Consider the following 21,756-nt stretch of genomic DNA (forward strand, 5'->3'; position numbering starts at 1 on the left):
CCACCACCCCCAAGCCGGCGACCACCCCCCCCCCCCCCCCCCACCCCCCCCCCCACCCCCCCCCCCCCCCCCCCCCCCACCCCCCCACCCCCCCCCCCCCCCCCCCCCCCCCCCCCCCCCCCCCCCCCCCCCCCCCCCCCCCCCCCCCCCCCCCCCCCCCCCCCCCGCCGCGCCCCCCCCCCCCCCCCCCCCCCCGCGGGCCCCCCCCCCCCCCCCCCCCCCCCCCCCCCCCCGCCCGTTTCGGCCGGGGGTCACCCCGCCCGTCGCACTCGGGGAGTGCTCAGCGCCTGGTCCCGCAGGACGGGCAGAACGCGGCGCCCTCCGGCACGTCCTTGTGGCACTGCGCGCACTGGACGGGCTGCGCCAGCTTGAACCCGCAGCCCGGGCAGAACGCCGTGCCGTGCGTCTCGGTCTGGCACTGCGGGCAGACCAACTGTCGCGGCGTCCGCACGTCGAACTCCGCCCCGGACTGCTGCCCGGCCTGGTACGCCCGGTCCGACACCATGTCGTTGAGGCCGCGCCGCTGCGCCGCCAGCGCCTCGGCCGCCGTGTCCGGGGCGCAGTTGAAGCACAGGCCCTGGGCCGGGTCGAAGCAGCGGCCGCAGACGTAGTGGGTGCACCGGCCGCAACGGTTGAAGTGGGTCTGGGCGTTGTCGATCGCGCGCTGGAAGGCGGCGTCGCGCGAGGTGCCCCAGGTCTGGCCGGCCAGGCCGTCGGCAGCGTTGCTGATGGTGTTGGCGTTGCCGCCGATGAGGTTCCAGGCGGCGCTGACACCCTTGCCTATCCAGCCCGCCACCTGGCCGGTGGTGAACCGTTCGAACGGCGAGCGCCAGGTGTCGGAGCAGCGGTAGCAGGAGAACTCGAACTGGAAGCCGGCGCCCGTTCCGTACTGCTCGCACAGGTCGCGGTAGTTGTTGCTGAAGTAGATCTCGGAACTCACGTCGTCCCCGGTTGCTGAAAGTGGCCTGTTCGGCGGTCGATGCCAGGGACGACAGGGGTCTTCGAACGGTTCCGCCAAGAACTCCCCACCGGAACCTCACAATCCGGAGACCGGCAGCAGCAGCATCCGCTCGGGCTCGAACAGCCGCCAACCGGCGGGCTGACCGCTGCGGCTGACCCGCAGTCGGCACCACTGCCGCCCCGTCGGGTCCCGCCACCAGCCGCTGATCCGGCCGGGCGCCCAGGCCCCGTCGCCGAGGTCGACCTCGACCGGCTGGTACACCCACCGGACCTCGGCGTCGGCCGGTTCCACGGCCGGTGCGGGGCTTCGCCGACTCTCCACCACGGTTCCGCCTCCCGACCCGCCCGACCCGGCTGCGGCCGCGACCGGGGCGGCGGCCCATCGCCGGAACTCTACAGCCGTGTAGAGCACCGCGGGCGGAGTTCCGGCGAAGCCCGTACGTCGTCTCAGCGAGCGGCCCGGCGCGACCGCCGGCGCCGCCACAGCGCGATCGGGACGACACCCGCGAAGGCGAGCGCGGCCGGCGCCGAAGGCGCCTCCACCGGGGCGGCCGCGGCCCCGGAGGGCACCTTGCCGAAGGTGTCCGGGACGGGCAGGGTGGACCAGTCGGCGATCGGCCACGCCACCACGAAGGCCCGGCCGACGACGTTGCCCACCGGCACGAAGCCGTCCCCGGTCTCGTTGTGGTGCGGACGGGAGTCCCGCGAGTTGTTGCGGTGGTCGCCCATCACCCAGAGCTTGCCCTTGGGCACGGTGACGGTGCCGACCGGGTCGTTGTCGCAGGGCGTCGCACCGGGGAACAGGTACGGCTCGTCCAGCGCGACGCCGTTCACCTTCACCGGGCTGCCCGCGTTGCACTCGACGGTGTCCCCGCCGACCGCGATGACCCGCTTGATCAGGTCCTTCTCGTCCGCCGAGGGCATCAGGCCGACGGTGCTCAGCACCTTCTGAACGGTGCCCGTGAAGCCGTCGTCCTGCGTCGACGTGCCCTCCAGCCAGCCGCCCGGATCGCGGAAGACCACCACCTCGCCGCGCTCCGGCTCGGCGCCGAACCACGGGGTGAGCTTGTCGACCAGCACCCGGTCCCCGATGTGCAGGGTGTTCTCCATCGAACCGGAGGGGATGGAGAAGGCCTGCACGAAGAAGGTCTTGATGCCGAGCGAGAGCAGCAGGGCGATCACCAGCAGGATGGGCAGCTCCTGCCAGAACGGGCGCTTCTTGCGCGCGGGCTTCGCGCCCTGCTCCGCGTCGCCCGTCCCGGCCTCCGCCGCCTGCCCGGCCCCGTCGTCCGGCTCCGCCTGCTCCTTCGTTCCACCGCTCTCGCCGGACTCCGTGCTCTGCTCCACACTCATTTACTCGGCCCCTCCCGACGGCCTGGCGGGAGCCCGAAGCGGGAACCCCCTGTCAGGGAACGAACCTACCGAACAGAGGTTCCCGGGCGCGCCCTGACATGGATGCGCTCACCCTGGGGACCGAACAGGCTGAGGAACTCCACCGGCTGCGAACCGGCGTTGCCGAAGGCGTGCGGGGTGCGGGTGTCGAACTCGGCGGCCTCACCGGCCGTCAGGACCAGGTCGTGCGGGCCGAGCACCAGCCGCAACCGCCCGGACAGCACGTACAGCCACTCGTAGCCCTCGTGGACCTTCAACTCCAGCCCGGGCCCGGTGTTCCGCCCCGGCGGCACGACGTGCTTGTACGCGTGCAGACCACCGAGGTGGCGGGTGAGCGGGACGATCGTCTGGCCGTTCCTGGTCACCGGGCGCGGATGGATCCGGGGGTCGCCGGTGGCCGGGGCGCCGACCAGTTCGTCCAGCGGCACCCGGTACTCCCGTGCCAGCGGCAGCAGCAGCTCCAGGGTCGGCTTGCGCTGCCCGGACTCCAGCCGGGACAGCGTGCTGAGCGAAATGCCGGTCGCGGCGGACAGCTTGGCGAGCGTGGTGCCGCGCTCCCGGCGCAGGGCCCGTAGCCGGGGGCCCACCGTGGTCAGGACGTTCTCGAACTCTTCGTCGGCCATGTCTGCCATTCGCCGGGACGGCAAGGGTGTTTGTCAATCCGGCACACCGTGGCACGCCCTCACGGCTTCCGGACACCCCTGCCCGTGCGTAGCGCAGCAGGGCCCGGTGACGATCCGCCGATCGCCACCGGGCCCTGCGCTCCGGATCAGCGGTACTCGCGCAGCCGGGGCCGCACCCCCAGCGCGACGAGGCCCAGCGCCACCGCCAGCGCGCCGCCGGCCAGGGCCGCCGTGGTGCCGTCGAGGTCGCTGTCGGTCTCGGCGACCGCCGTCTCCATCGCCTGTCGGTTGATCGTGATGGTGTCCCCCATGGCCGTGCTCAGCTGCTCGAACTCGTAGTTGGACTGGCCCTTGGCGAGCCCGGTGTTGAGCGTGATCGCGTCCTTGAGCTTGCCCTCGTCGCGCAGGTCACGGATCTTGTGGTCGGTCAGCTGGTAGTCCTGGAAGGCGCCCAGCACCCGCTCGGCGGCGTCCCGCTCGCCGGCGAAGGTGAGGTTGTTCAGCTCGCTGCCCAGGTACCCGCCGAAGGGGACCTTCCCGTGGTTGGACCGGTACCGGGTCACGGCCTCCTGCAGCCGGTCGTCGTAGCTCGCCAGGGTCACGCCGTCCAGGTGCACGATCGCCTGGCTCTGGTCGAGGTAGGCCTGCGCGTACGTCGTCGCGCGGGTCGGGTCGGTGAGGTACCGGCTCTCGTCGGCGTTCATGTCGTACGCGACGGCGCGGGCCCGGCTGAGCGCTATCACCGAGTCGTAGGCGTCGCTCTTCGCGGTCACCAGGTGGTCGTCCGCGCGGCCCACCAGGTACAGCCCGGCGGCCATGACGATGCCGGTCAGCAGGGTGACGGCGGCCAGCGCCGGGTTGAACACCCGGTGGTAGCGCACGAACAGGGCGCGCTGGAGCCCGACCAGCGCGGCGAGGGCGAGCAGACCGACCGCGAACACCCACCACCAGCCGGAGCCCATGGCGTCGCGCTGCTCGCCGTACACGCGGTCGACGGTGGCCTGGTTGGCGGCGGTGACCTGGTCCGCGGCCGGCAGCAGCTGCTGGCGCAGCAGGTCGGTGGCCTGCCGGTAGGCGTCCAGGGCGGCGGACGAGGGCTGGCCGGCCGGGGCCTTGGCCTGCTCCTCCAGCAGCTGGGCGCGGGCCACCAGGACCTCGTAGCTGCCGAGCTTGCCCAGCACCAGCTGGACGGCGCGCTGACCGGCCGGATCGGCGGAGGCGGCCTCGGCGGCCTGCTGGAGGTCGTCGTCGGCCTGGGCGCGGCGCTGCTCGTAGGTGTCCAGGGTCTGCTTGCGCAGCGTCGCGTAGTCCGGGTCCGCGCCGACCAGCAGCAGGTTCGCGGCCTGGGCGTCCATGTCGCTGAGCGCGAAGTAGAGGTCGGCGGCGCGGGTGGCCTGTGGGGCGGCCCGGTGGCCGATGGTGTCGGTGCCGTCACGGACGCCGCCGAGCACGGTGGTGGCGGTGGCGCCGAGGCCGATCAGGGTGGCCAGGCTCAGCGCGGTGAGGCCTCGGACCAGGCGCGGGGTGGTCCAGTAGGACCGGCTGCCGACCGTCCGGAGGCCCTGGCCGAGCCGGGCCAGGGTGCCGGGCAGGCCGCTCGGTCCGGCCGGTTCGGGGCTGTCACCCCCTTCGTCGGCCGTCTCCCCCGAGGTGGTCTCCCCCGAGGTGGTCTCCCGGTGCGCTGTCGAGGTGGTCATGACCGTACGTCCCTTTCCCCCGCTGCACGGTCTGCCAGGGGTTTCCTACTGAAACCGAACGCAGAACCGTTTCTCTCCGCCGGGCGAGGCTAGTGCCGCGCCGCCTGCGATGAGACGCCTCCTGACGCCTCCTTGACACCGCCTGGCGCCGATCTTGACGCTTCCTTAGCGCCGTCGCGGCGCCCGGGGTCGGTCACGCGAGAGATGCCGGTGGAGCGGTCAGTTCTGGCCGGCCTGCGTGGTGTTCGCGGATCGGCGGCCGTCGCGGGCCCCCGGTCCTCGCGGAGCCCGTACGGGCCGCGGAAGTTCACGCGCCCGGCCCCGCCCGGGCCGGGACGGCGGCAGGGCGGGGCGCGGTGCGGGCCGTGCCCTCCGGCGGGGAGGCGCGGAATCAGCGCACGGCGATGACGGCCACGGCGCCGCGAACCGGCGGCCGCTCACGCGGCGGACGGTCGTGGTGGCGCACCGGGCGGTTCATGCGGCTCATCAAACCCACCCCGGTCCACCCGGGCAAGCACCGCACCGGCGCCCTGACGAATCCCTGACGTACCCGGAACACCCGTGAGTCCGACCGCCGAACGCCGCGCGACGACCGGGGGCCGGTCCGACTTCGGCCCGCACTACCGCACCCCACGGCTCCCGTCGGCCCGATGCGGCCTCAACAGGCCGACCGGGGCAGCACGTTCGTCCTGGTGAAGCGGCTACGGACCGCCTCGGACACCACTACGCTACGTGTCATGAGTTCTTCGGAGACGGCCCCCGAGCGGGGCACTGCGGTGGTGATCGGCGGCGGTCTGGCCGGGGTGGTGGCGGCCTGGGCGCTGCGGGGCAGCGCCGAGCGGATCGTCGTGGTGGAGCGGGACCGCTACCCGGACGAGCCGAGGTTCCGGGCCGGGGTGCCACAGGGGCGGCACGCCCACCTGGTGCTGGAGGCCGGGCACCGGGCGTTGGAGGAGATGATGCCCGGCATCAAGCAGGAGCTGTCGGCCGCGGGCGCGCACCAGGTCGCCGTCTCGGGCGATCTGAAGTGGCTCAGCTCGGCCGGGTGGATGGCCGACTACCCCGCCCGCTTGGGCTTCCTTTCCTGCACCCGGCCGGTGCTGGACAAGTTGATCCTGGACCGGGTCCGCACCGAGCCCTCGATCGAGTTCCTGGAGGGCACCGACGTGGTCGGGCTGCTGGGCTCGGCAGGGGCGGTGACCGGGGTGAAGGTCCGCGAGCGCGGGCCGGAGCGCGGCTCGGAACGCGACGCGGAGCGCGACCCGGGGCAGAACGCTGGTCGCGGTGAAGTCCGGGACATCCCGGCCGAGTTGGTGGTCGACGCGTCCGGCCGCTCGACCTCGGTGCCGAAGTGGCTCGCCGAACTGGGCTGCCGCCCGGTGCCCGAGGAGCGGGTGGACGCCGGCGTGGCGTACTCCTCCCAGCTGTTCCACCGCCCACCCGGGGTCGACCTCGGCTACCAGGCGATCTACCTGCAGACCAAGGCACCGGACAAGCCGCGGATGGGCGTGCTGCTGCCGGTCGAGGGCGACCGCTGGATCGTCAGCCTGGCCGGGATGCGCGGCGCCGAACCCGAGCCCGGCGAGGAGGGCTTCACCAAGCACCTGGCCCAACTCCGCGACCCGGGCCTGCGCGACGCGCTGCGGGACGCCGAACCGGCGGGCGAGGTGCGCGGCTTCCTGCCCGGCCCGGGCGTACGGCGCCACTACGAGCGCGGCGGCCCGGAGGGCCTGGTGGTGGTCGGCGACGCCGCGAGCACCTTCAACCCGGTGTACGGCCAGGGGGTCACGGTCTCGCTGTTCTGCGCCCAGGCGCTGCGTCGCACCGCGCTGCGGCACGGCGGCATCGGCCACGCCACCGCGCGCGACGCGCAGCGGGAGATCGCGGCGGTGTCCAAGAACGCGTGGATGATGTCCTGCGCCGAGGACGTCCGCTTCGCCGCCACCACCGGCGGGCCCTCCGGCGCCCTGATCAGGATCCAGCACCGCTTCCTGGACCGGGTGCTGGCCGGCGCGACCCGCAACCCGGAGGTCACCGAGGCCTTCCACGAGGTGCTCTCCCTGGTGGCACCGCCCTCGCTGTTCTTCCGCCCGTCGGTGCTGGCCGCCGTACTGCGGAGCTGACGTCCGCGGAGCCGCTGCCGCTCACGGGGTGAGGTGCGCGGCGACGTACGGCAGCGCGACCTGCTCCAGGGCGCCCTGCCCGAAGGCCGGGTGGACGTTGACCTCGAAGACCACCCCGCCGCTCTCGGCGGCGAGGTCGACGCCCGCCAGCTCCAGGCCGAGCGAGTCCGCCGCGGCGATCGCCAACTTCGCCAGTCCGTCAGGTAGTTCATCAACCTCCAACAAGCTGGAGATCGCGCCGCGACACTCGTTGCAGGGCGCGTCCGGGTCCGCCTGGACGTGCTCGGCCACCCGGACCACCCGACCGTGCAGCACCACCACGCGGTACTGGTGGCGGCGGCCGTCCGGCAGGAAGTTCCGGGCGTCGCGGGCGATCAGCCAGTCCGTCCCGGCCGCGGCGTAGTATTGTGCCGCGGTGGCGAGTTGGGCCGGGGTGGTGACATGGAAGACGTCCTCACCGCCCATTCCCACGCAGGGCCGGGCCCAGACGTCACCGCCGAGCCGCTCGAACGCCTCGGCGGCGGCCTCCGGGCTCGGCCGGGAGAACACCACGCTGGGCATCTGCGGCACGCCGTCCCGGGCGAAGCGGGCGACGGTGCGGTCTTTCTCGGTGGCCGCCCGCCACGCCTCGGGGTCGGTGCCGAGCGAGCGGGCGCCGTACGCGCGCAGCCGCCGCTGGCAGTCGGCGAAGGCGCGGCGCCGGTGCGGCGGGATCTCGTAGACGACCACCGCCTCGGCGGTGACGGTCCGTCCGTCCGCTGTGAGCCGGAGCCCGCCCGGGCCGTCGGCGTCCATCCGGCCGCTGCCGCCGTCCATGAAGTGCCGGGCGTCGAGGTGGACGGGCGCGCGGCCGGTCAGTGTCCGTACAGCGGCGGCGAGGATGTCGCGACTTCCTTCGGTCGAACTGTGATCGGTCAGGAGAACGAGTTCGGATCGGCCCATACGGCCATGGAAGAGGCCCCGGTCCAGTCCGGCAAGACGGCCCCGCGCGCCACGGTGACCGAAACCGTGGCGAAGGAACGGGCGGATGGCCAGGGTACGGCCGATGAATCCGCAGTCCGGTGCGGCCCGTTCGCTTCGCCGGACGGGATGCGGCCGGTTAATTCGGATGCGGCCGTTCCGACGGACAGCTAGCCTGGCCGCATGTCTACGCCCCGAATTTCCTAGCCGACGGACCCACCTCCACACCACCCGTGTGTCCGCCAGCTGTTTCGGAGCGTTATCCCATGATCACCACCCGTGGTGTCGACGTGCGCGTCGGCGCCCGTCTGCTGCTGTCCGACGTCACCCTGCACATCGCCCCCGGCGACCGGATCGGCCTGGTCGGCCGCAACGGCGCCGGCAAGACCACCCTGCTCGCCACCCTCGCCGGGCAGCTGCCGCCCGCCGCCGGGACGGTCACCCGCACCGGGCCGGTCGGCTACCTCCCGCAGAACCCCCGCGCCGCCGACCCGGCCGTCACCGTCACCGACCGCATCCTGTCCGCCCGCGGCCTGGACACCGCCGTCCGCGCGCTGCGCGCCGCCGAGGAGGCGATGGCGCTGGCCGGCTCCCCGGCGGAGGAACACCGGGCGATGGACGCCTACACCCGGGCCGAGGCCCGGTTCCAGTCCCGGGGCGGCTACGCCGCCGAGGCCGAGGCCGCCCGGGTCGCGGCCGGGCTCGGACTGCCCGCCCGGGTGATGGACTCCCCCGTCGGCACGCTCTCCGGCGGCCAACGGCGCCGGGTCGAGTTGGCCCGCATCCTGTTCGCCGAGCACGGCACCCTGCTGCTGGACGAGCCCACCAACCACCTGGACGCCGACTCGACCGCCTGGCTGCGCGGCTTCCTCGCCACCCACCAGGGCGGGCTGGTGCTGATCAGCCACGACCTCGGGCTGGTGGAGGAGACCGTCAACCGGGTCTTCCACCTGGACCCCGGCCGCGCCACCATCGACATCCACAACACCGGCTGGCGGGCCTACCTCACCCAGCGCACGGCCGATGAGCGCCGCCGCGCCCGGGAGCGGGCCAACGCCGAACGCAAGGCCGCCGCCCTGCACGCCCGGGCCGACCGGATGCGTGCCAATGTCGCCACCGCGACCACCGCCCGCAGCATGGCCCGCCGCGCCGACCGGATGCTCGCCGAGCTGGAACCCGCCCGGCAGGCCGAGCGCACCGCCCGCATCCGGCTGCCCGAGCCCGCACCCTGCGGCCGGATGCCGCTCGGCACGATCAGCCTGGCCAAGGCGTACGGCGGTCGGCCGGTGCTGAGCGGCCTGGACCTCGCCGTCGACCGCGGCAGCCGGCTGGTCGTGCTCGGCCTCAACGGCGCGGGAAAGACCACCCTGCTGCGGATCCTGGCCGGCCACGAGACCCCGGACTCCGGCCGCGTCGTCCCCGGGACGGGCCTGCGGCTCGGCTACTTCGCCCAGGAACACGACACCCTGGTCCCGGCGCTCAGCGTCCGCGACAACCTCGCCGAGGCCGCGCCCGACCTGACCGACGGCGAACTGCGGCACGTGCTCGGCGCGTTCCTCTTCCGCGGCGACGACGCCGACAAGCCGGCCGGCGTTCTGTCCGGCGGCGAGAAGACCCGCCTCGCACTGGCTGGTCTGGTCCACTCCGGCGCCAACGTGCTGCTCCTGGACGAGCCGACCAACAACCTCGACCCCGCCTCCCGGACGGAGGTCCTGGCGGCGGTCGGCACCTACCCGGGCGCGATCGTGATGGTCACCCACGACCCGGGCGCCATCGAGGCCCTGCGGCCCGACCGCGTCCTGCTGCTGCCGGACGGGGACGAGGACCTGTGGCACGACTCCTACCTGGAACTGGTCACGCAGGCCTGACGCCCGTTCCCGAGTCCCGTTTCGGCCCGCCGGACTTCCCCGGCGGGCCGAGCAGGTGGTCATGGATCAGGGCACCGCGTTCGGCCTGGGTGAGCAGCGGCAGGCCTGTCAGCTTGACCGTGGTCGGCAGCGGGGTGGCGAGCAATACGTCGAGGTCGCGGATTTGCTGCTGCAGGTCCTCGGCGTCCGGCTCAGCACCACCGTCGAGCGCCCGGCACTCCCCGGCCAGCTGCTCGGCGGCTTTCTTGGTAGCCGTACAGATCTTGTGTGTGCGGGTCTTCGCGCCGAAGCAGGATGCGGTGCCAGCGGTGAGGAGGCCGATCCCGATGGTGAGGCGGCTGGCCGGCGTGGCGGTGGGCGGCGAGCGCACCTGGAGACAGACTCCGGCAACGAAGAGGGTCATGCACAGAGCGGCGAGCACGACGGTGAACATCCCCGTCACGGCCCAGCGTCGGCGCCGGGTCCACTGGTTGAGGGTGTTCAAGGTGGTGGCCATACCGGGACCGCCTCGTCTTGCTCGCGCAGCCGGTCACCCGGTCTCGTGATCAGGGTGTGTCCAGTGAACCTTGTACAGACCCACGCCCTGACCGGGGGCGGCGAGGTTCGCGGTGGCTCGGCGCGCGGAACGACCCGACGCACTGAGACGAAGGCCGAGTAGGCCGTTCCCACCGGGTGATGGGAACGGCCTACTCGGCGTTCGTCAGGAGTGCGCGCGACTGTGCCGGGCGGTCACGTCGATCAGTACCTTGCCGGGGAAGTCCGCCCTTCCCGCGGCGATGTCCATGACCCGGTGCGGGAATTCTTCGGGAGTGATCCGCCGGGAGGTCAGCTTTTCCAGCGGGAAGTCCTGCGGGTGTTCGGCGTGCAGCCGGAAACCCTTCTCGTAGTCCTCGCGGAAGCAGCCGTAGGCGCCGGACAGTTCGAGCCGTTTCCCCTGGTGCGTCACGGACTCGATGCGTTCGCGGCGGCGGATGGTGTCGACGTCCGCCGCGCCGGTGGGGAAGGTGTCGCCCGCGCGGGTGCCGCCGTAGACGAACAGGACGGCTCCGTCGGCCGCCAGGCCGGCGGCGGTCTCCAGGAGCTCGGTGGTGGCGATGGTGGGGGCGACGATCACGATGTCGTACCCGCCCCGGTGGGCCGCCGCCTCGGCATCGGTCAGCGGGTGGATCTCGTGGTCGGCGAGGATCCCCTGCTGCCGGGCGAAGGCGCGGCGCGGCTCGCCGCGGTTGAAGACCGCGACCGGGGCGCCCAGGTGGCGGGCGTACATCGCGAACATCAGGCCCGCGCAGCCGGCCCCGATGATGCCGACCCGCTTGCCGTGGAGGGCGGGCAGGCCGGTGAGGTCGAGCAGCTTGTCGAGGGCGTGCACGATGCAGGCGAAGGGCTCGGGCATCCAGGGGGTGTCCCGGATGTGCGGTTCCGGGACCCGTACCACGGCCTGGTCCAGCTGCTTCCCGGTGCCGCGGACGAGGACGTACTCGGCGAAGCCGGTGGTGCGGGTCGGGGTGATGTTGGGGTTGAGGGTGACCAGTTCGCCCGGCCGGAACCCGGTGCGGCCCCCTGCGAAGGCGACGGTGCCGACGAGTTCATGGCCGAACAGCGGGCCGCGGTCCGCCATGACGTCGCGGGAGCCGTGGATCTCCTTGGCGTCGGCGCGGCAGATGCCCAGGTGGTCGGGTTTGATCACGACGGTGTCGGGGCCGAGCTCGCCGTGCGGGAAGCGGCGGGTGCCGAGGCTGACCACGCCGTCCCTCAGGGTGGTGGTCGCGTAGGTGGTCGGGAGGCCGGGCACGTCAACTCCTCGGGTGGGCTTCGGCGGCGTGGGTGCGGGCGTGGGCGTGGGTGCGGGCGTGGCCGCGGGCGCGTTCGACGTCCAGGGTGAGACGGGCCACGTCGCCGTCGCGGTAGTCGTTCTCGAGGACCAGCACCTCGGGTGCGCGGCCGTGGGCGGCGAGCGCGGCGAGCGCCTGGCGGACCGGGCCGTCGCCGTCCCCGAGAAGGTCCTTGACCACCACGCCGCCGGTGCCGTCCTTGAGGTGGACCTGCGGCGCGATCCACTGATGGGTCGCCTCGATCACCGCCAGGACGTCGACGCCGGCCGTGTACGGGTTGTAGGTGTCGAGCAGCAGCCGGAAGGCCGGGGACGCGACCTCCTCGGCCAGCAGCCGGGCGCGCTCCGGGTCCAGGACGTTCTCGCTGGCCAGCAGCAGACCGCGATCCTCGGCCTCGCGCGCGGCCCAGGCCAGGACGGCCGCGGTGCGCTCCAGGTCCTGCCGGTCGCGGACGGCGCTGCGGCGGAAGCTCGGGACGAACGCCAGCGGCGCGCCCAGGGCCAGGGCGGTGTCGAGCACCCGGACCAGGACGCGACGGGCGCGCAGCCCGTCCCGGCCGTCCTTCGGCGCGTGGAGCCCGATGTCGTTGAGGGTGTTGCCCGCGACCGCGAGCAGTCGCACGCCGTGCCGGGCGCAGTCCTCGCGGAGCCGTTCGACGGTTCCGGCCGCGTCCAGCCAGGGGCCGCGGCCGGGGCCGCCGAGGTCGAGTTGGAGGCCCTCGGTGCCCACTCGGTGGGCCAGTTCGACCGCGGCGAAGTGGTCGCCCGGCAGCCGCCAACCGGCCAGTCCGACCAGCGGGAAGCTCGTCACGAGCCCGCACCCGAAGGGATCCTGCGGCTCTGCGAGACCGGCAGCCGCTCGCCCACCGGGTACCAGGCGCCGTCGCCGTCGACCACCAGGTGGGCGCCGTGCAGTCCGGCCCCGGCCGTCGCCGCCAGCTCCCGGGCCAGCGGGGCGAAGCCGGCCGGCCGCATGTAGTCGCTGTAGTCGAAGCCGTCCGGGCGCCGGCGCCGGATCCCGGGGGTGTCGACCATGCCGGCCGGGAGGGCCTGGACGACGCGCAGCGCCTCGGCACCGGGGGCGTCGGCGCTCTCCTCCTGGGCGAGGGAGTCGAGCAGGGCGGCGCCGGCGGCCTTGGAGGCGGCGTAGCCGGAGCGCCCGGGGCCCGCGTTGTAGACGACCTCGGAGGAGATCCCGAGGAACACCCCCGGGGTGTCGGTGCGGCGCAGCGCCGGGACGGTCCGGGAGAGGGTCAGCCAGAGGCCGTGCAGGTTGACGTCGATCTGGCGGCGCCACTCGGCCTCGGCGCAGTCGCGGAACAGGGCGCGCCGGTCGCCGTAGTGGACCGCCGAGTAGCAGACCGCGTGCAGGGGCCCGGCGGTGGCGAGGGCCAGGCTCCCGGCGACCTGCTCGGCGTCGGTGAGGTCGGTGGCCGTCCAGCGGAGCCGGTCGGCGCCGGGCCCGGTCGGGGTGGACCGGCTGAGCACCGTGACGTCGAGCCCCGCCTCGGCCCAGGCGTCCGCGACGCCGCGGCCGATACCCGTGGACCCGCCGACCACCAGCGCGCGGCGGCGGGGCTGAGCGTGTGCTGTCACTGAGTCTCCTGAGCTGACGGCGGTACGGGGGCGAAACGCACCGCGAGTTTGATGAGCCGGCTCCCGGCCACGGTCCGGCGGTCGCTGACGGTCAGGTCGTTCATGATCCGGGCGGCTTCCGGCAGCCCCACGACGTGGGTCACCAGGGCGCGGTACGCCGCCGGGTTCCGGCTCAACTCGGCTGCCGCCTCGACGAGATGACGGTTGCCGACACCGCGCTGGCCGGTCAGCCGGACGGGTCGGCCCCGGGCGGTGGCCGTCTGGGCGAAGGCGGCCGGGACGGGATGGCCGGCGCAGTTGGCGGCCCGGACGGCGGCCAGGTCGACCCCGGGCAGCGAGGCGCTGGCGGCACCCGGTGGGAGACCGCCGAACACGTCGACGGTCAGCTCGCCGCCGTTGAGGCGCAGCGCGGATTCGAGGGCTCCCAGGGTGGCGTCGCGCGGGGTCGCGAGCAGGGCCGCGACCGGCTCCGCGCCGAGCGGGCCCGGTTCCCGGTCGAGCAGCAACTCCACGCCGGGCACGGCCTGTCGGGCGCTCCAGGCCAGCCCGGTCCGAGTGTGGTGGACGAGCAGGACGCGGGCGACGCCGTCGAGCCAGCGGCGGGCGGCGCGGACGGCGAGCTGCCCGATCGTGCCGTCGCCGTACACCACCAGGGTGCGGGGGCGGGCCGCGGCCAGCAGGGCGAGGGCGTACCGGACGGCGGCCAGCGGCTCGATCAGGGTGCCGAGCACCGGGTCGGGGGCCTGCGTCAGCGGTACCACCAGGCCGTCCCGGACGGCCGTCGCGGGGATGAGGGTGCGCTCCTGGAGCAGGCCGTCGACGTTGTGGCCGAGCAGGAAGGACGGGTCGAAGCGGTGGGTCGGGTTGACCACGACGGGCGTGCCCGGGCGGCACAGGGCGCCGGGGACACCCGGGCCGGCGGCGACCACCCGGGAGATGCCCTCGTGGCCGATCACCGGGGCCGGGTCGTCGCGCAGCCCGCGCAGCATCTGGATGTCCGTACCGCACAGCCCCGCAACCTGGGTGGCCACAAGCAGCTCACCGGGGGCGGGCCGCGGGGTGGGGCGCAGGCGCAACCGGACGCGTCCGGCCTCCCGGACCAGGGCCCGGTGGTCGGGGACGGTCTCGTCGGCCGTCCTCATGCCGGTACTCCGGCGGTCGCCGCGATGCCCGCGCCCGCCAGGCCGTCGGCCTCCCCGGGGCCGGCGACGGTGATCCGGCGCTCCAGCCAGTCGGGGGTGCGCTCGCTGGTCAGGTACAGGCCCTCGCGGGTGAGGTGGCCCATCAGGGCGCGCCGGTAGTGGTGGCCGAGACCGTGGACCACGCCGCCGGTCAGCACCGCCTCGTCGAGCTCGGGGTCGAGGCAGAGCGCGGTGCGCAGCACGGCGGCGACGGGGGCGGTCACCGCGTCGAGCAGTTCGGCCGCCAGCTCGTCCCGCTCGTCCAGCGCGTGGCGCAGCGCCGTCTCGAAGCCGGTGCCGTCGGCGGTCGTCCGGTCGAGTCGGGAGGCCGCCCAGCGCTTGGGTTCGCGCTGCTGGAGGGCCTGTGCCATCCGCGCGATGCCGGGGCCGGAGGCGTAGGCCGCCAGGTGTCCCGGCTTCCCGCAGTCGCAGGGTAACTCGACGGGCGCTCCGGCGAGTTCGGCGCCGACCGGGAGGTGGCCGATCTCGCCCTGGAGGCCGCAGCCGTCCACCGGGATCCGGCGCTCCCGCTGGTCGATGACCCGGCAGGCGATGCCGGAGCTGATGGTGGCCAGCAGGACCTTGCGGTGTCCGCCGCGCTCGGCGGACGCGGCGGCGTGCAGCAGGGCGGCGGTGACGTCGTTGACGATGTGCCACCGGACGTCGCCGCGCCGGGCGGTCAGCGCCGCGCGCAGGTCGTACGGTTCGCTGTGCCCGCCCCAGAGCGGCGCCGAGGCGTAGACGATGCCGGAACGGTGGTCGAGCGCGGCGCCGAAGGAGATGCCGACGACGGCGTCCGGTGTCTCGGGGACGCCCTCGCACAGCTCCCGGACCATCATGTCCCGGAGCTCGGCGACGGTGGCGGCGGGGAAGCGCTTGAAGCTGGGAGAGGGGCGCGAGGTACGGGCGCTCAGGCCGCCCTCGCGCGACCATTCGGCCCGGCGGATGTACGTCCCGCCGACGTCGAAGACGGTGGCGGTGGTGGCGGCGGTGTCGGTTGTGCCGGCGGCGGTTCCGGCGGTGTCGGTGACGGTGTCGGTTGTGCCGGCGGCGGTTCCGGCGGTGTCGGTGACGGTGTCGGTTGTGACGACGGTGTCGGCGGTGCTCATACCGCCGCGCCGACGAGTTCGCTGTTCGCGGCCGCCGTCCAGGAGTCGACGAACTCCAGCGCCCGGCCGAGTTCCTCCGGGGTGAGGTCGTTGGCGAAGACGACGGAGCCGGTGCCCCGGGTGAGCGGGACGCGCTGCAGTCCGTCGCGGTGCCTGACCGCGTCGGCGAGCGCCTCGGTGAGCAGCTCCCGGGTGAAGACCGGGTGGGAGACGGGGAGCCGGAAGCCCTGGAGCAGTCGCAGTGCCCGGTCGACGTCGTGCTGGGAGAGGTGGCCGCGCAGATGGGCGAGGGCGAGGCAGATCGCCATGTCGACGGCGACGGCCTCGCCGTGCAGCAGCGGCGGGTCTGCGCGCAGTTCCAGGGAGGGGCTGAAGGTGTGGCCGTAGTCGACGGAACGTTCCAGCACCTGCTCCCAGAGGTTGGGCTCCAGTTCGTCGAGCATCCCGGAGATCGCCCGGGACAGCACCTCGCTGATGGCCGAGCCGCAACCGGCCAGGGTATTGGGGGTGATGGAGTCGACGGTCGACTCCAGGAGGTCGAACAGCACGGCGTCCTTGACCAGCGCCATCTTGATCACCTCCGCGATGCCGTTGGCGACGTGGCGCGGGTCGATGGTGCGGAGGAACTCCGGGTCGATCAGGGCGAGTTCGGGCGCGAAATAGGCGCCCAGGCGGTTCTTGTGGTGGCCGTGGTTGATGCCGGTCTTCACGCCGATCCCGGCGTCGATCTGGCCGACCAGGGTGGTGGGGACGCGGACGTAGGGGACGCCGCGGCGGTACATGCTCGCGGCGAAGCCGACGATGTCCAGGACCACGCCGCCGCCGACGGCGACCACCTTCTCGGCGCGGCGCAGGATGCCCATCCGGGACATGGCCTCGGTGACGAGGACGGCCTGCTCCAAGGACTTCGATTCCTCGTCGCCCTGGACGACCTGCCAGGTGGTGTCGATCCGCCAGCGGTCGAAGTACTCGGCGAAGCGGTCACGGTAGAGGCTGTTGACGACGGGGTCGATCGCCAGCAGGGAGCGGACCGGGCGCCCCTGGCCACCGCCGCAGGCGCGGGCGAGGGTGGGGTTCTCCGGGTCCAGCAGGCCGCGGACCATGCTGACGCCGTAGGAGACGGGCTGTTTCGCGCGGACGTTCCAGTGGAGTCCGGGCGGCTTGGGCAGATCGGCGACCGGGTTCAGACCGGCGGGGCGAGGCATTGCGGTTCCAGACATGACACGACCTCCGTGAGGGTCTCAGAGCTGGGGAATGCGCGCGGCGGAGAAACCAACCGTCCGGTCCGCCCGTCAGCATCGAACGCTAGTGCTTCGTCTGCATGCATCGCAAGGTGGTTCGGGCACAATAGATGTATTCAAATTCATGTTTCTCGGACATTGCCCCGATGTGAATCGCCGGCGCCCCACATGGCCCCGTATTACCACGCCGTGAACCGGCGGAACGGGGCGGCCGGGCGGTCCGACGAAGCGGCCCCGACTGCGGGCGGGGCCCGCGGCCGGGGCCGCTTCCGTGGCGGCGGGGGCGCTCAGTCCATCGGCACCGCGGGCGCGTACCGCAGCCGGGCGACGAGCGAAGCGGTGGAGTCGCTCAGCGCGGCCGTGTCGAGAGCCTCGGACAGGGCCTTGCGCAGGGTCTGCTCGGCGGTCCTGGTCAGCCGCCGACCGGCCTCGGTCACCTGGACGTCCACCCCCCGCTTGTCGTCGAGGGCGCTGCGGCGCGTCACCCACTCGGCGTCCTCGAGGCGGGCCACCATCCGGCTGACGGCCGGCTGATTGGCGCCCAGCGCCTTGACGAGGTCCGACATCCGCAGCATGCCGTCCCGCTGCTCGGTCAGCGAGAGCAGAAGCAGCAACTCGTTCATGGAGACCCCGTGGCCGCGGGTCAACCGTCGGCCCGCGGTCGCGCTGACCTGCTCCATCAGGCGCGTGAGCTGCCGCCAGACGGCGATCTCATCCCGCCCGCTCCCCGGTCCCCAAGTCTCCATCGACGTGGCCCCTCACTGAGTCCTTCGAAACGTTCCACTTGCCCAACCGTCACCGCTGCCCAGCGTAACTCCTTGCGCCAGTTGACCACCCTCGGATGTTCGTCCATTATCTATATGCAATCGCATACATCTTCATCATGCGTCGTCGATTGCCATCGACCGTCATCGAACCTGGCTCCCTACGAAAGGCTTGGGCCGCCATGCCACTGCCCCTTCTGGCCCTGATGCTCGGGGTCTTCTGCGTGGGCACCGCCGAGGTCGTCATCGCCGGGATCCTGCCCGAGATGTCGACCGACCTGCACGTGTCCATCCCGACCGCCGGCCTGCTGGTCACCGGCTACGCGCTGGGGGTGACCATCGGTGGTCCGATCATCACCCTGTTGACCACCAAGTGGTCCCGCAAGGGGCTGCTGCTCAGCCTCATGGGCGTCTTCATCGCCGGCAACGTCATCGCCGTGCTGGCCCCCAACTATGCGACGCTGATGGGTGCGCGCGTCTTCACCTCGCTCAGCCACGGCACCTTCGCCGCCGTCGCCTGGCACGTCGCCGCCCTGATGTCCCCGCCGGACAAGCAGGCGACCGCCATGGCCAAGATCGCACTGGGCTTCAACTTCGCCAATGTGCTCGGCTCCCCGATCGGCACCTTCATCGGGCAGCACTTCGGCTGGCGCGCCACCTTCGGCTACGTCACGGCCTTCGCCGTGGTCTGCCTGCTGCTGATCTCCAAGTTCGTGCCGAGCGCCCTGTCCACCGAGAGCGAGGATGCGCCGGACGGAGGCCTGTCGCTGCGCGAACAGATGAAGGTGTTCCGCCGAGGGAGCCTCCAACTCTCCATGCTGATCACCGTGTTGGCGCAGGGCGCGGTCTTCACCACCTCCACCTACCTGGCGCCGCTGCTTCGCGACATCGGCGGCTTCGCACCGGCCATGGTCGGCATCCTGCTCATCGTCTTCGGCATCGGCTCGGTGCTGGGCAACATCCTCGGCGGCAAGACCGCGGACGCCAACGTCATGCGCGGAGTGCTGCGCGCCCAGACCGCTCTGCTGGCCTCGCTACTGCTCTTCTGGCTCGCCGCGCCCCACCAGGCCCCGGCGGCGGTCGCGCTCTTCCTCTTCGGCGCCGCCGGCTTCTCCATCATCCCGGCGCTCCAGGCGCGGATCCTCGCGGTGGCCGCCGCCGCGCCGGCTCTCGCGCTGTCGGCCAACGTGTCCGCGTTCAACCTGGGCAACGGGCTCGGCGCGTGGCTCGGTGGTGCCACCATCGACCTTGGCTTCGACGTCCGGGCGGTGACCCTGACCGCCGCCATCGCCACCGCGATCGCCCTGCTGCTCTCGGTGGCGATGTGGGCACGGGGCCGTCGCGAGGCACCGGTGCCGCTGGCTGCTGCTGCTGCGAATGCGTCCGAGCTCGTCCAGAAAACGCCCTGAGGGGCCGTCGTTCGACGTCCGGGGCGTGCCCGGTGGATCCCGCGGGTCGGCGGGTTCCACCGGGTGCGCCCCGGACGGGTTGATCCGGCACGAAGCGGAATAGGGCCGTGTGTACGGGGGTTGTTCGGCTGGCAACTACCCTGGGTGGAGGGACTTCTCATGCTCCGCGTTCCACGCGCCGTGCCGATCGTTGCGGCTGCTCCCGCCGTCCGGGCCGGTCCGGCCGTTCCGGCCGTTCCGCTGAGCAGTGCGGTCCTGGACGAGCTGTCCGAGGTGCTCTTCGCCCCGCTGCCGCGCAGCGATCAGCGCGTCAAGGGTGGGCTCTACCTGCGCGGACTGATCGCGGCGGAGGGCCGCAGGTCGATCCGGAACATCGCCGCTCAGGTCGGCGGCCCCGAACTGGCCCAGAGCCTGCACCACTTCATCGCCTCCTCCACCTGGGACTGGGAGCCGGTCAGCAGGGCGCTTCAGCGCCATGCCGACAACGAGCTGCGCTTCAACGCCTGGGTGGTGCACGCGCTGCCGGTCCCGCGGCGGGGCCGGCATGCCGTCGGGGTGTGGGGTATGGCCAATGACGCTTCCGTACCGGTGAGGTGGAGCCTGCTGCGCTGCGGCGAGGAGGCCGCCGAGTGCATCGCAGCGGCCGCTCTGGTGCGGGATCCGAGCAGCATCGGGCCACGCCCGGTCGTGCTCGACATCCCCGGGGTCGACCTGCGGCCGGTCTTCGACCGCTACACCCGGGCGGGCGCACCCCTGTTGGCCGCGGTGCCCGCCAACCTCCCGGTGCTGGAGCGGGCGCCGGGGCGGGGCGGCCGGTCGCTGCCCGCCGCCCGGCTGCTGCAGCTCAACCGGATGCTGCGGCGGCCGGCGGAGTGGACCGAGGCCCAGTCTCGAACGGTGCGTCAGAGCCTGGTCGCCGGTGTCCGGGTGGAGTGGGCCGGGCACTCGCTGCTGCTGGTGGGAGAGTGGGGTCCTGGACAGCAACAGCCGGCTCGGTGTTGGCTGACCAATCTGACGGCGACGCCCCTGGGGGTTCTGCTGCGGCTCGGCAAGCTCACCCGACGCGTCGAGCAGGACATCGCCCGGTCCGCGTCACACGTCGGGGCCGTCGACGACTACGAGGGGCGCAGCTCCGACGGTTGGCACCGGCACATGACGCTGACGGCGGCCGCGCACGTCGCCCAGGTGGTCGCGGCCGCGCGGGCTCGCGTCCGCCCGTGGACCCACTGCATGGCCTCGATGGAGCAGCGGATCGGGCATGCGCTGTAGGTGCCGCCGATCGGTGCAAATCGGACAGCGCGTGGTTCAAACATCTTCTTTCTGTTTGTGTCACATCGCCGAGAGGTTCTGACACAAGCGCGTTGACCGCGTCGCCCGCGCGGGCCCTCGGGAACCATCATCGACGTATGCGAATTCTCGTGGCCGGCGGTGGGGTCAGTGGTCTGGCGACAGCGGTTGCCCTGGGGAGGAGAGGCCATCACGTCCTGGTCCTGGAGCAGCGCCCGGTCTTCACGGAGAGCGGAGTCGGCGTCCGGCTCGCTCCGCAGGACTTCCGGCTCCTGGACCGGCTCGGCGTCGGCGACGCCGTCCGCGAACGCTCGCTGACGATCGACGAATTCCGCACCATGGACGGCGCGACCGGGGAACCGGTCAGCACGGTGCCGCTGCCCGTCCGGGGCCCCGGCTCGGCACACGCCACGGCCCACCGGCTGGATGTGTACGAGCCGCTGCTCGAAGCCTGCTGGGAGCAGGACGGCGTCCGACTGTGCGCCGACAGCCACGTGGTCGGCTACACCGAGCACGGCGAATCGGTGGTGGCCGCCCTGGCGGACGGGCGCAGCGTCACCGGCGACGCCCTCATCCTCACGGGCGGTGCCCGCGCCGTCTCCCGCGACGACCCCCGGTGGGCCGACGACGCCGCGGAGGACCGGCTCTCGGTCTACCGCACCGTCATCCCGATGGACCTGGTGGACGGCCGCTGGCAGGACGGCGCGATCACCTGCTGGGTCGGCGCGCAATGGCACGTCTCGCACTACCCGCTGCCCGACTCCCGGTACCTCAGCCTCTCCGCCACCCGCCACCGGCACTCCGGCCGGGAGCCGGCGGGCGCCCGGGTGGACCTGGAGCAGGTACTCGCGGCCTTCCCGGAGATCGGCTACGCCGCCCGCAACATCCTGACACTGGGCCGCAACTGGCGAGCCTGGACGGTCCCCGGCCGGAACGCCTCGTCGGCACTGGCACGCAGCCGGGTCGCGCTGGTGGGCGAGACCGCGGACCCGGCGCGCCCACTGAAGGCGTCCGGCCTGCACCACGCGCTGGAACGGGCCGTCGGACTGGGCGCCTCCTGGGACGCCTCGGGCGGGGACGTCCGGAGCTGGCTCGCCCACTACGGCGCCCGACGGGCCGCCCGGGCACCGGAGATCCCCGCAAGGTGCGGGGCCGGGCACCGCTAGGTACAGAACTGCCGGACGTTGGTGACACCCCGGCCTCGTGCCGGTCCCGCAACCGGCGCCAGCAGGTCGTGCCCGAGCCGAAGCCGAGCTCCTTCGGCAACCACTCCCACTGGATGCCTGTGTGCAGTACGGACAGGATCCCCTGCGAGCAGCCCCGGTCGTCCACCGGCGGCCGGCCGAGCTTCCCAAGCCGCTGCTACCGCACCGGCCGCAGCGGCGGCTCGATCCGGCCCTACAGGTCGTCCGACACCAACCACGGCGCTCTCTTTCCCACGACCTACTCAACGAGCGGCCCTGAGTTCTCGGTGGGATGCCCCTCAAGCTCCGGCGCCAGCGCCAGCGCCAGATGTCACGTCAGCTCGGCGTAGTTTCATGAGTTCCGGGCCCGCAGGAACTCACTCAGCCGGTTCGTGTGCATGGCCACCAACGTAGGGGCAAGCGGCACAGAGAAGGTTGGAGTTGCCCCGGTCTGACAGACACCGGTGGGCTTGCGAGCTACGCGACTGCGTAGAGCACTCTATGTGGTGTCTTCGCGGTGTGACGACGTTC

19 protein-coding genes and 1 pseudogene are annotated in these 21,756 nt (G+C 73.0%); 5 read left to right on the forward strand and 15 right to left on the reverse strand.

Going from position 1 to position 21,756, the window contains the following annotated elements:
- Window positions 1-280 precede the first annotated feature (280 nt).
- The 5 genes from ACGF12_RS35255 to ACGF12_RS35275 all read right to left on the reverse strand — a co-directional run bounded on the left by ACGF12_RS35255 (window position 281) and on the right by ACGF12_RS35275 (window position 4,672).
- Window positions 281-940 carry a zinc ribbon domain-containing protein gene (locus ACGF12_RS35255; protein ID WP_387632253.1) on the reverse strand — a complete coding sequence of 220 codons (660 nt, stop codon included), beginning with the start codon at window positions 938-940 and terminating at the stop codon, window positions 281-283.
- Window positions 941-1,036: 96 nt separating this feature from the next.
- Window positions 1,037-1,285, reverse strand: coding sequence for a hypothetical protein (locus ACGF12_RS35260; RefSeq protein ID WP_387632255.1), 249 nt, complete (start codon window positions 1,283-1,285; stop codon window positions 1,037-1,039).
- A gap of 122 nt (window positions 1,286-1,407) precedes the next feature.
- Window positions 1,408-2,313 (reverse strand): signal peptidase I, encoded by a 906-nt coding sequence (lepB, locus tag ACGF12_RS35265; RefSeq protein ID WP_393039581.1) that lies wholly within the window; start codon window positions 2,311-2,313, stop codon window positions 1,408-1,410.
- A gap of 65 nt (window positions 2,314-2,378) precedes the next feature.
- Complete coding sequence (locus ACGF12_RS35270) at window positions 2,379-2,975, reverse strand: helix-turn-helix domain-containing protein (RefSeq protein ID WP_393039584.1); 597 nt, start codon at window positions 2,973-2,975, stop codon at window positions 2,379-2,381.
- Window positions 2,976-3,121: 146 nt separating this feature from the next.
- A complete protein-coding gene (locus tag ACGF12_RS35275; RefSeq protein WP_393039587.1) occupies window positions 3,122-4,672 on the reverse strand; it encodes a hypothetical protein in 1,551 nt (516 codons plus the stop codon).
- Between the two features lie 737 nt (window positions 4,673-5,409).
- Here ACGF12_RS35275 and ACGF12_RS35280 point away from each other — a divergent pair.
- Window positions 5,410-6,795 (forward strand): NAD(P)/FAD-dependent oxidoreductase, encoded by a 1,386-nt coding sequence (locus tag ACGF12_RS35280; RefSeq protein WP_393039590.1) that lies wholly within the window; start codon window positions 5,410-5,412, stop codon window positions 6,793-6,795.
- A 21-nt stretch (window positions 6,796-6,816) separates the two neighbouring features.
- Here the strand turns inward: ACGF12_RS35280 and ACGF12_RS35285 are convergent, their stop codons facing one another.
- Complete coding sequence (locus tag ACGF12_RS35285) at window positions 6,817-7,737, reverse strand: RimK family alpha-L-glutamate ligase (protein ID WP_393039593.1); 921 nt, start codon at window positions 7,735-7,737, stop codon at window positions 6,817-6,819.
- Window positions 7,738-8,021: 284 nt separating this feature from the next.
- Between ACGF12_RS35285 and ACGF12_RS35290 the strand changes: the two genes are divergently transcribed.
- Entirely contained in the window at window positions 8,022-9,623 is a 1,602-nt protein-coding gene (locus ACGF12_RS35290; RefSeq protein ID WP_393039595.1) for an ABC-F family ATP-binding cassette domain-containing protein, read from the forward strand.
- On the opposite strand, the gene ACGF12_RS35295 is transcribed toward ACGF12_RS35290, so the two are convergent.
- The 8 genes from ACGF12_RS35295 to ACGF12_RS35330 all read right to left on the reverse strand — a co-directional run bounded on the left by ACGF12_RS35295 (window position 9,610) and on the right by ACGF12_RS35330 (window position 17,327).
- On the reverse strand, window positions 9,610-10,119 hold the full coding sequence (locus ACGF12_RS35295; RefSeq protein WP_393039597.1) for a hypothetical protein: 510 nt from the start codon (window positions 10,117-10,119) through the stop codon (window positions 9,610-9,612). The genes ACGF12_RS35290 and ACGF12_RS35295 overlap by 14 nt on opposite strands.
- A 204-nt stretch (window positions 10,120-10,323) precedes the next feature.
- A complete protein-coding gene (locus ACGF12_RS35300; protein ID WP_393039600.1) occupies window positions 10,324-11,415 on the reverse strand; it encodes an alcohol dehydrogenase catalytic domain-containing protein in 1,092 nt (363 codons plus the stop codon).
- Window position 11,416: 1 nt separating this feature from the next.
- On the reverse strand, window positions 11,417-12,265 hold the full coding sequence (locus tag ACGF12_RS35305) for a sugar phosphate isomerase/epimerase family protein (RefSeq protein WP_393039602.1): 849 nt from the start codon (window positions 12,263-12,265) through the stop codon (window positions 11,417-11,419).
- Complete coding sequence (locus ACGF12_RS35310) at window positions 12,262-13,050, reverse strand: SDR family NAD(P)-dependent oxidoreductase (protein ID WP_393039605.1); 789 nt, start codon at window positions 13,048-13,050, stop codon at window positions 12,262-12,264. Before ACGF12_RS35310 ends, ACGF12_RS35305 begins: the two co-directional genes overlap by 4 nt.
- Window positions 13,047-14,192 carry an alcohol dehydrogenase catalytic domain-containing protein gene (locus ACGF12_RS35315; protein ID WP_393039608.1) on the reverse strand — a complete coding sequence of 382 codons (1,146 nt, stop codon included), beginning with the start codon at window positions 14,190-14,192 and terminating at the stop codon, window positions 13,047-13,049. The genes ACGF12_RS35310 and ACGF12_RS35315 overlap by 4 nt, the downstream gene beginning before the upstream one ends.
- Complete coding sequence (locus ACGF12_RS35320) at window positions 14,189-15,340, reverse strand: ROK family protein (protein WP_393039611.1); 1,152 nt, start codon at window positions 15,338-15,340, stop codon at window positions 14,189-14,191. Before ACGF12_RS35320 ends, ACGF12_RS35315 begins: the two co-directional genes overlap by 4 nt.
- Window positions 15,337-16,560 (reverse strand): sedoheptulose 7-phosphate cyclase, encoded by a 1,224-nt coding sequence (locus tag ACGF12_RS35325; RefSeq protein WP_393039614.1) that lies wholly within the window; start codon window positions 16,558-16,560, stop codon window positions 15,337-15,339. The genes ACGF12_RS35320 and ACGF12_RS35325 overlap by 4 nt, the downstream gene beginning before the upstream one ends.
- A 308-nt stretch (window positions 16,561-16,868) precedes the next feature.
- On the reverse strand, window positions 16,869-17,327 hold the full coding sequence (locus tag ACGF12_RS35330; RefSeq protein ID WP_393039618.1) for a MarR family transcriptional regulator: 459 nt from the start codon (window positions 17,325-17,327) through the stop codon (window positions 16,869-16,871).
- A 200-nt stretch (window positions 17,328-17,527) separates the two neighbouring features.
- Between ACGF12_RS35330 and ACGF12_RS35335 the strand changes: the two genes are divergently transcribed.
- From ACGF12_RS35335 to ACGF12_RS35345, 3 genes are all read left to right on the forward strand, one after another.
- Window positions 17,528-18,754: an MFS transporter gene (locus ACGF12_RS35335; RefSeq protein ID WP_393039621.1), complete on the forward strand. Its 1,227-nt coding sequence runs from the start codon at window positions 17,528-17,530 to the stop codon at window positions 18,752-18,754.
- A 159-nt stretch (window positions 18,755-18,913) separates the two neighbouring features.
- A complete protein-coding gene (locus ACGF12_RS35340) occupies window positions 18,914-20,023 on the forward strand; it encodes a transposase (RefSeq protein ID WP_393039624.1) in 1,110 nt (369 codons plus the stop codon).
- Between the two features lie 137 nt (window positions 20,024-20,160).
- The gene (locus ACGF12_RS35345) at window positions 20,161-21,207 is read left to right on the forward strand and encodes an FAD-dependent monooxygenase (RefSeq protein WP_393039627.1); all 1,047 of its coding nucleotides are present in this window, start codon (window positions 20,161-20,163) and stop codon (window positions 21,205-21,207) included.
- 25 nt (window positions 21,208-21,232) lie between these two features.
- Here ACGF12_RS35345 and ACGF12_RS35350 read toward each other — a convergent pair.
- Window positions 21,233-21,433: pseudogene (locus ACGF12_RS35350) on the reverse strand (transposase); the annotation flags it as partial.
- Window positions 21,434-21,756: the final 323 nt, after the last annotated feature.

This window comes from Kitasatospora sp. NPDC048296 (assembly GCF_043201815.1).
Lineage (GTDB): Bacteria > Actinomycetota > Actinomycetes > Streptomycetales > Streptomycetaceae > Kitasatospora.

Coding starts and splice junctions, on each gene's coding strand:
- ACGF12_RS35335 (WP_393039621.1), top strand. CDS start 17,528: ATGCCACTGCCCCTTCTGGCCCTGATGCTCGGGGTCTTCTGCGTGGGC.
- ACGF12_RS35285 (WP_393039593.1), bottom strand. CDS start 7,737: ATGGGCCGATCCGAACTCGTTCTCCTGACCGATCACAGTTCGACCGAA.
- ACGF12_RS35275 (WP_393039587.1), bottom strand. CDS start 4,672: ATGACCACCTCGACAGCGCACCGGGAGACCACCTCGGGGGAGACCACC.
- ACGF12_RS35345 (WP_393039627.1), top strand. CDS start 20,161: ATGCGAATTCTCGTGGCCGGCGGTGGGGTCAGTGGTCTGGCGACAGCG.
- ACGF12_RS35340 (WP_393039624.1), top strand. CDS start 18,914: ATGCTCCGCGTTCCACGCGCCGTGCCGATCGTTGCGGCTGCTCCCGCC.
- ACGF12_RS35330 (WP_393039618.1), bottom strand. CDS start 17,327: ATGGAGACTTGGGGACCGGGGAGCGGGCGGGATGAGATCGCCGTCTGG.
- ACGF12_RS35325 (WP_393039614.1), bottom strand. CDS start 16,560: ATGTCTGGAACCGCAATGCCTCGCCCCGCCGGTCTGAACCCGGTCGCC.
- ACGF12_RS35320 (WP_393039611.1), bottom strand. CDS start 15,340: ATGAGCACCGCCGACACCGTCGTCACAACCGACACCGTCACCGACACC.
- ACGF12_RS35280 (WP_393039590.1), top strand. CDS start 5,410: ATGAGTTCTTCGGAGACGGCCCCCGAGCGGGGCACTGCGGTGGTGATC.
- ACGF12_RS35295 (WP_393039597.1), bottom strand. CDS start 10,119: ATGGCCACCACCTTGAACACCCTCAACCAGTGGACCCGGCGCCGACGC.
- ACGF12_RS35270 (WP_393039584.1), bottom strand. CDS start 2,975: ATGGCCGACGAAGAGTTCGAGAACGTCCTGACCACGGTGGGCCCCCGG.
- ACGF12_RS35290 (WP_393039595.1), top strand. CDS start 8,022: ATGATCACCACCCGTGGTGTCGACGTGCGCGTCGGCGCCCGTCTGCTG.
- lepB (WP_393039581.1), bottom strand. CDS start 2,313: ATGAGTGTGGAGCAGAGCACGGAGTCCGGCGAGAGCGGTGGAACGAAG.
- ACGF12_RS35315 (WP_393039608.1), bottom strand. CDS start 14,192: ATGAGGACGGCCGACGAGACCGTCCCCGACCACCGGGCCCTGGTCCGG.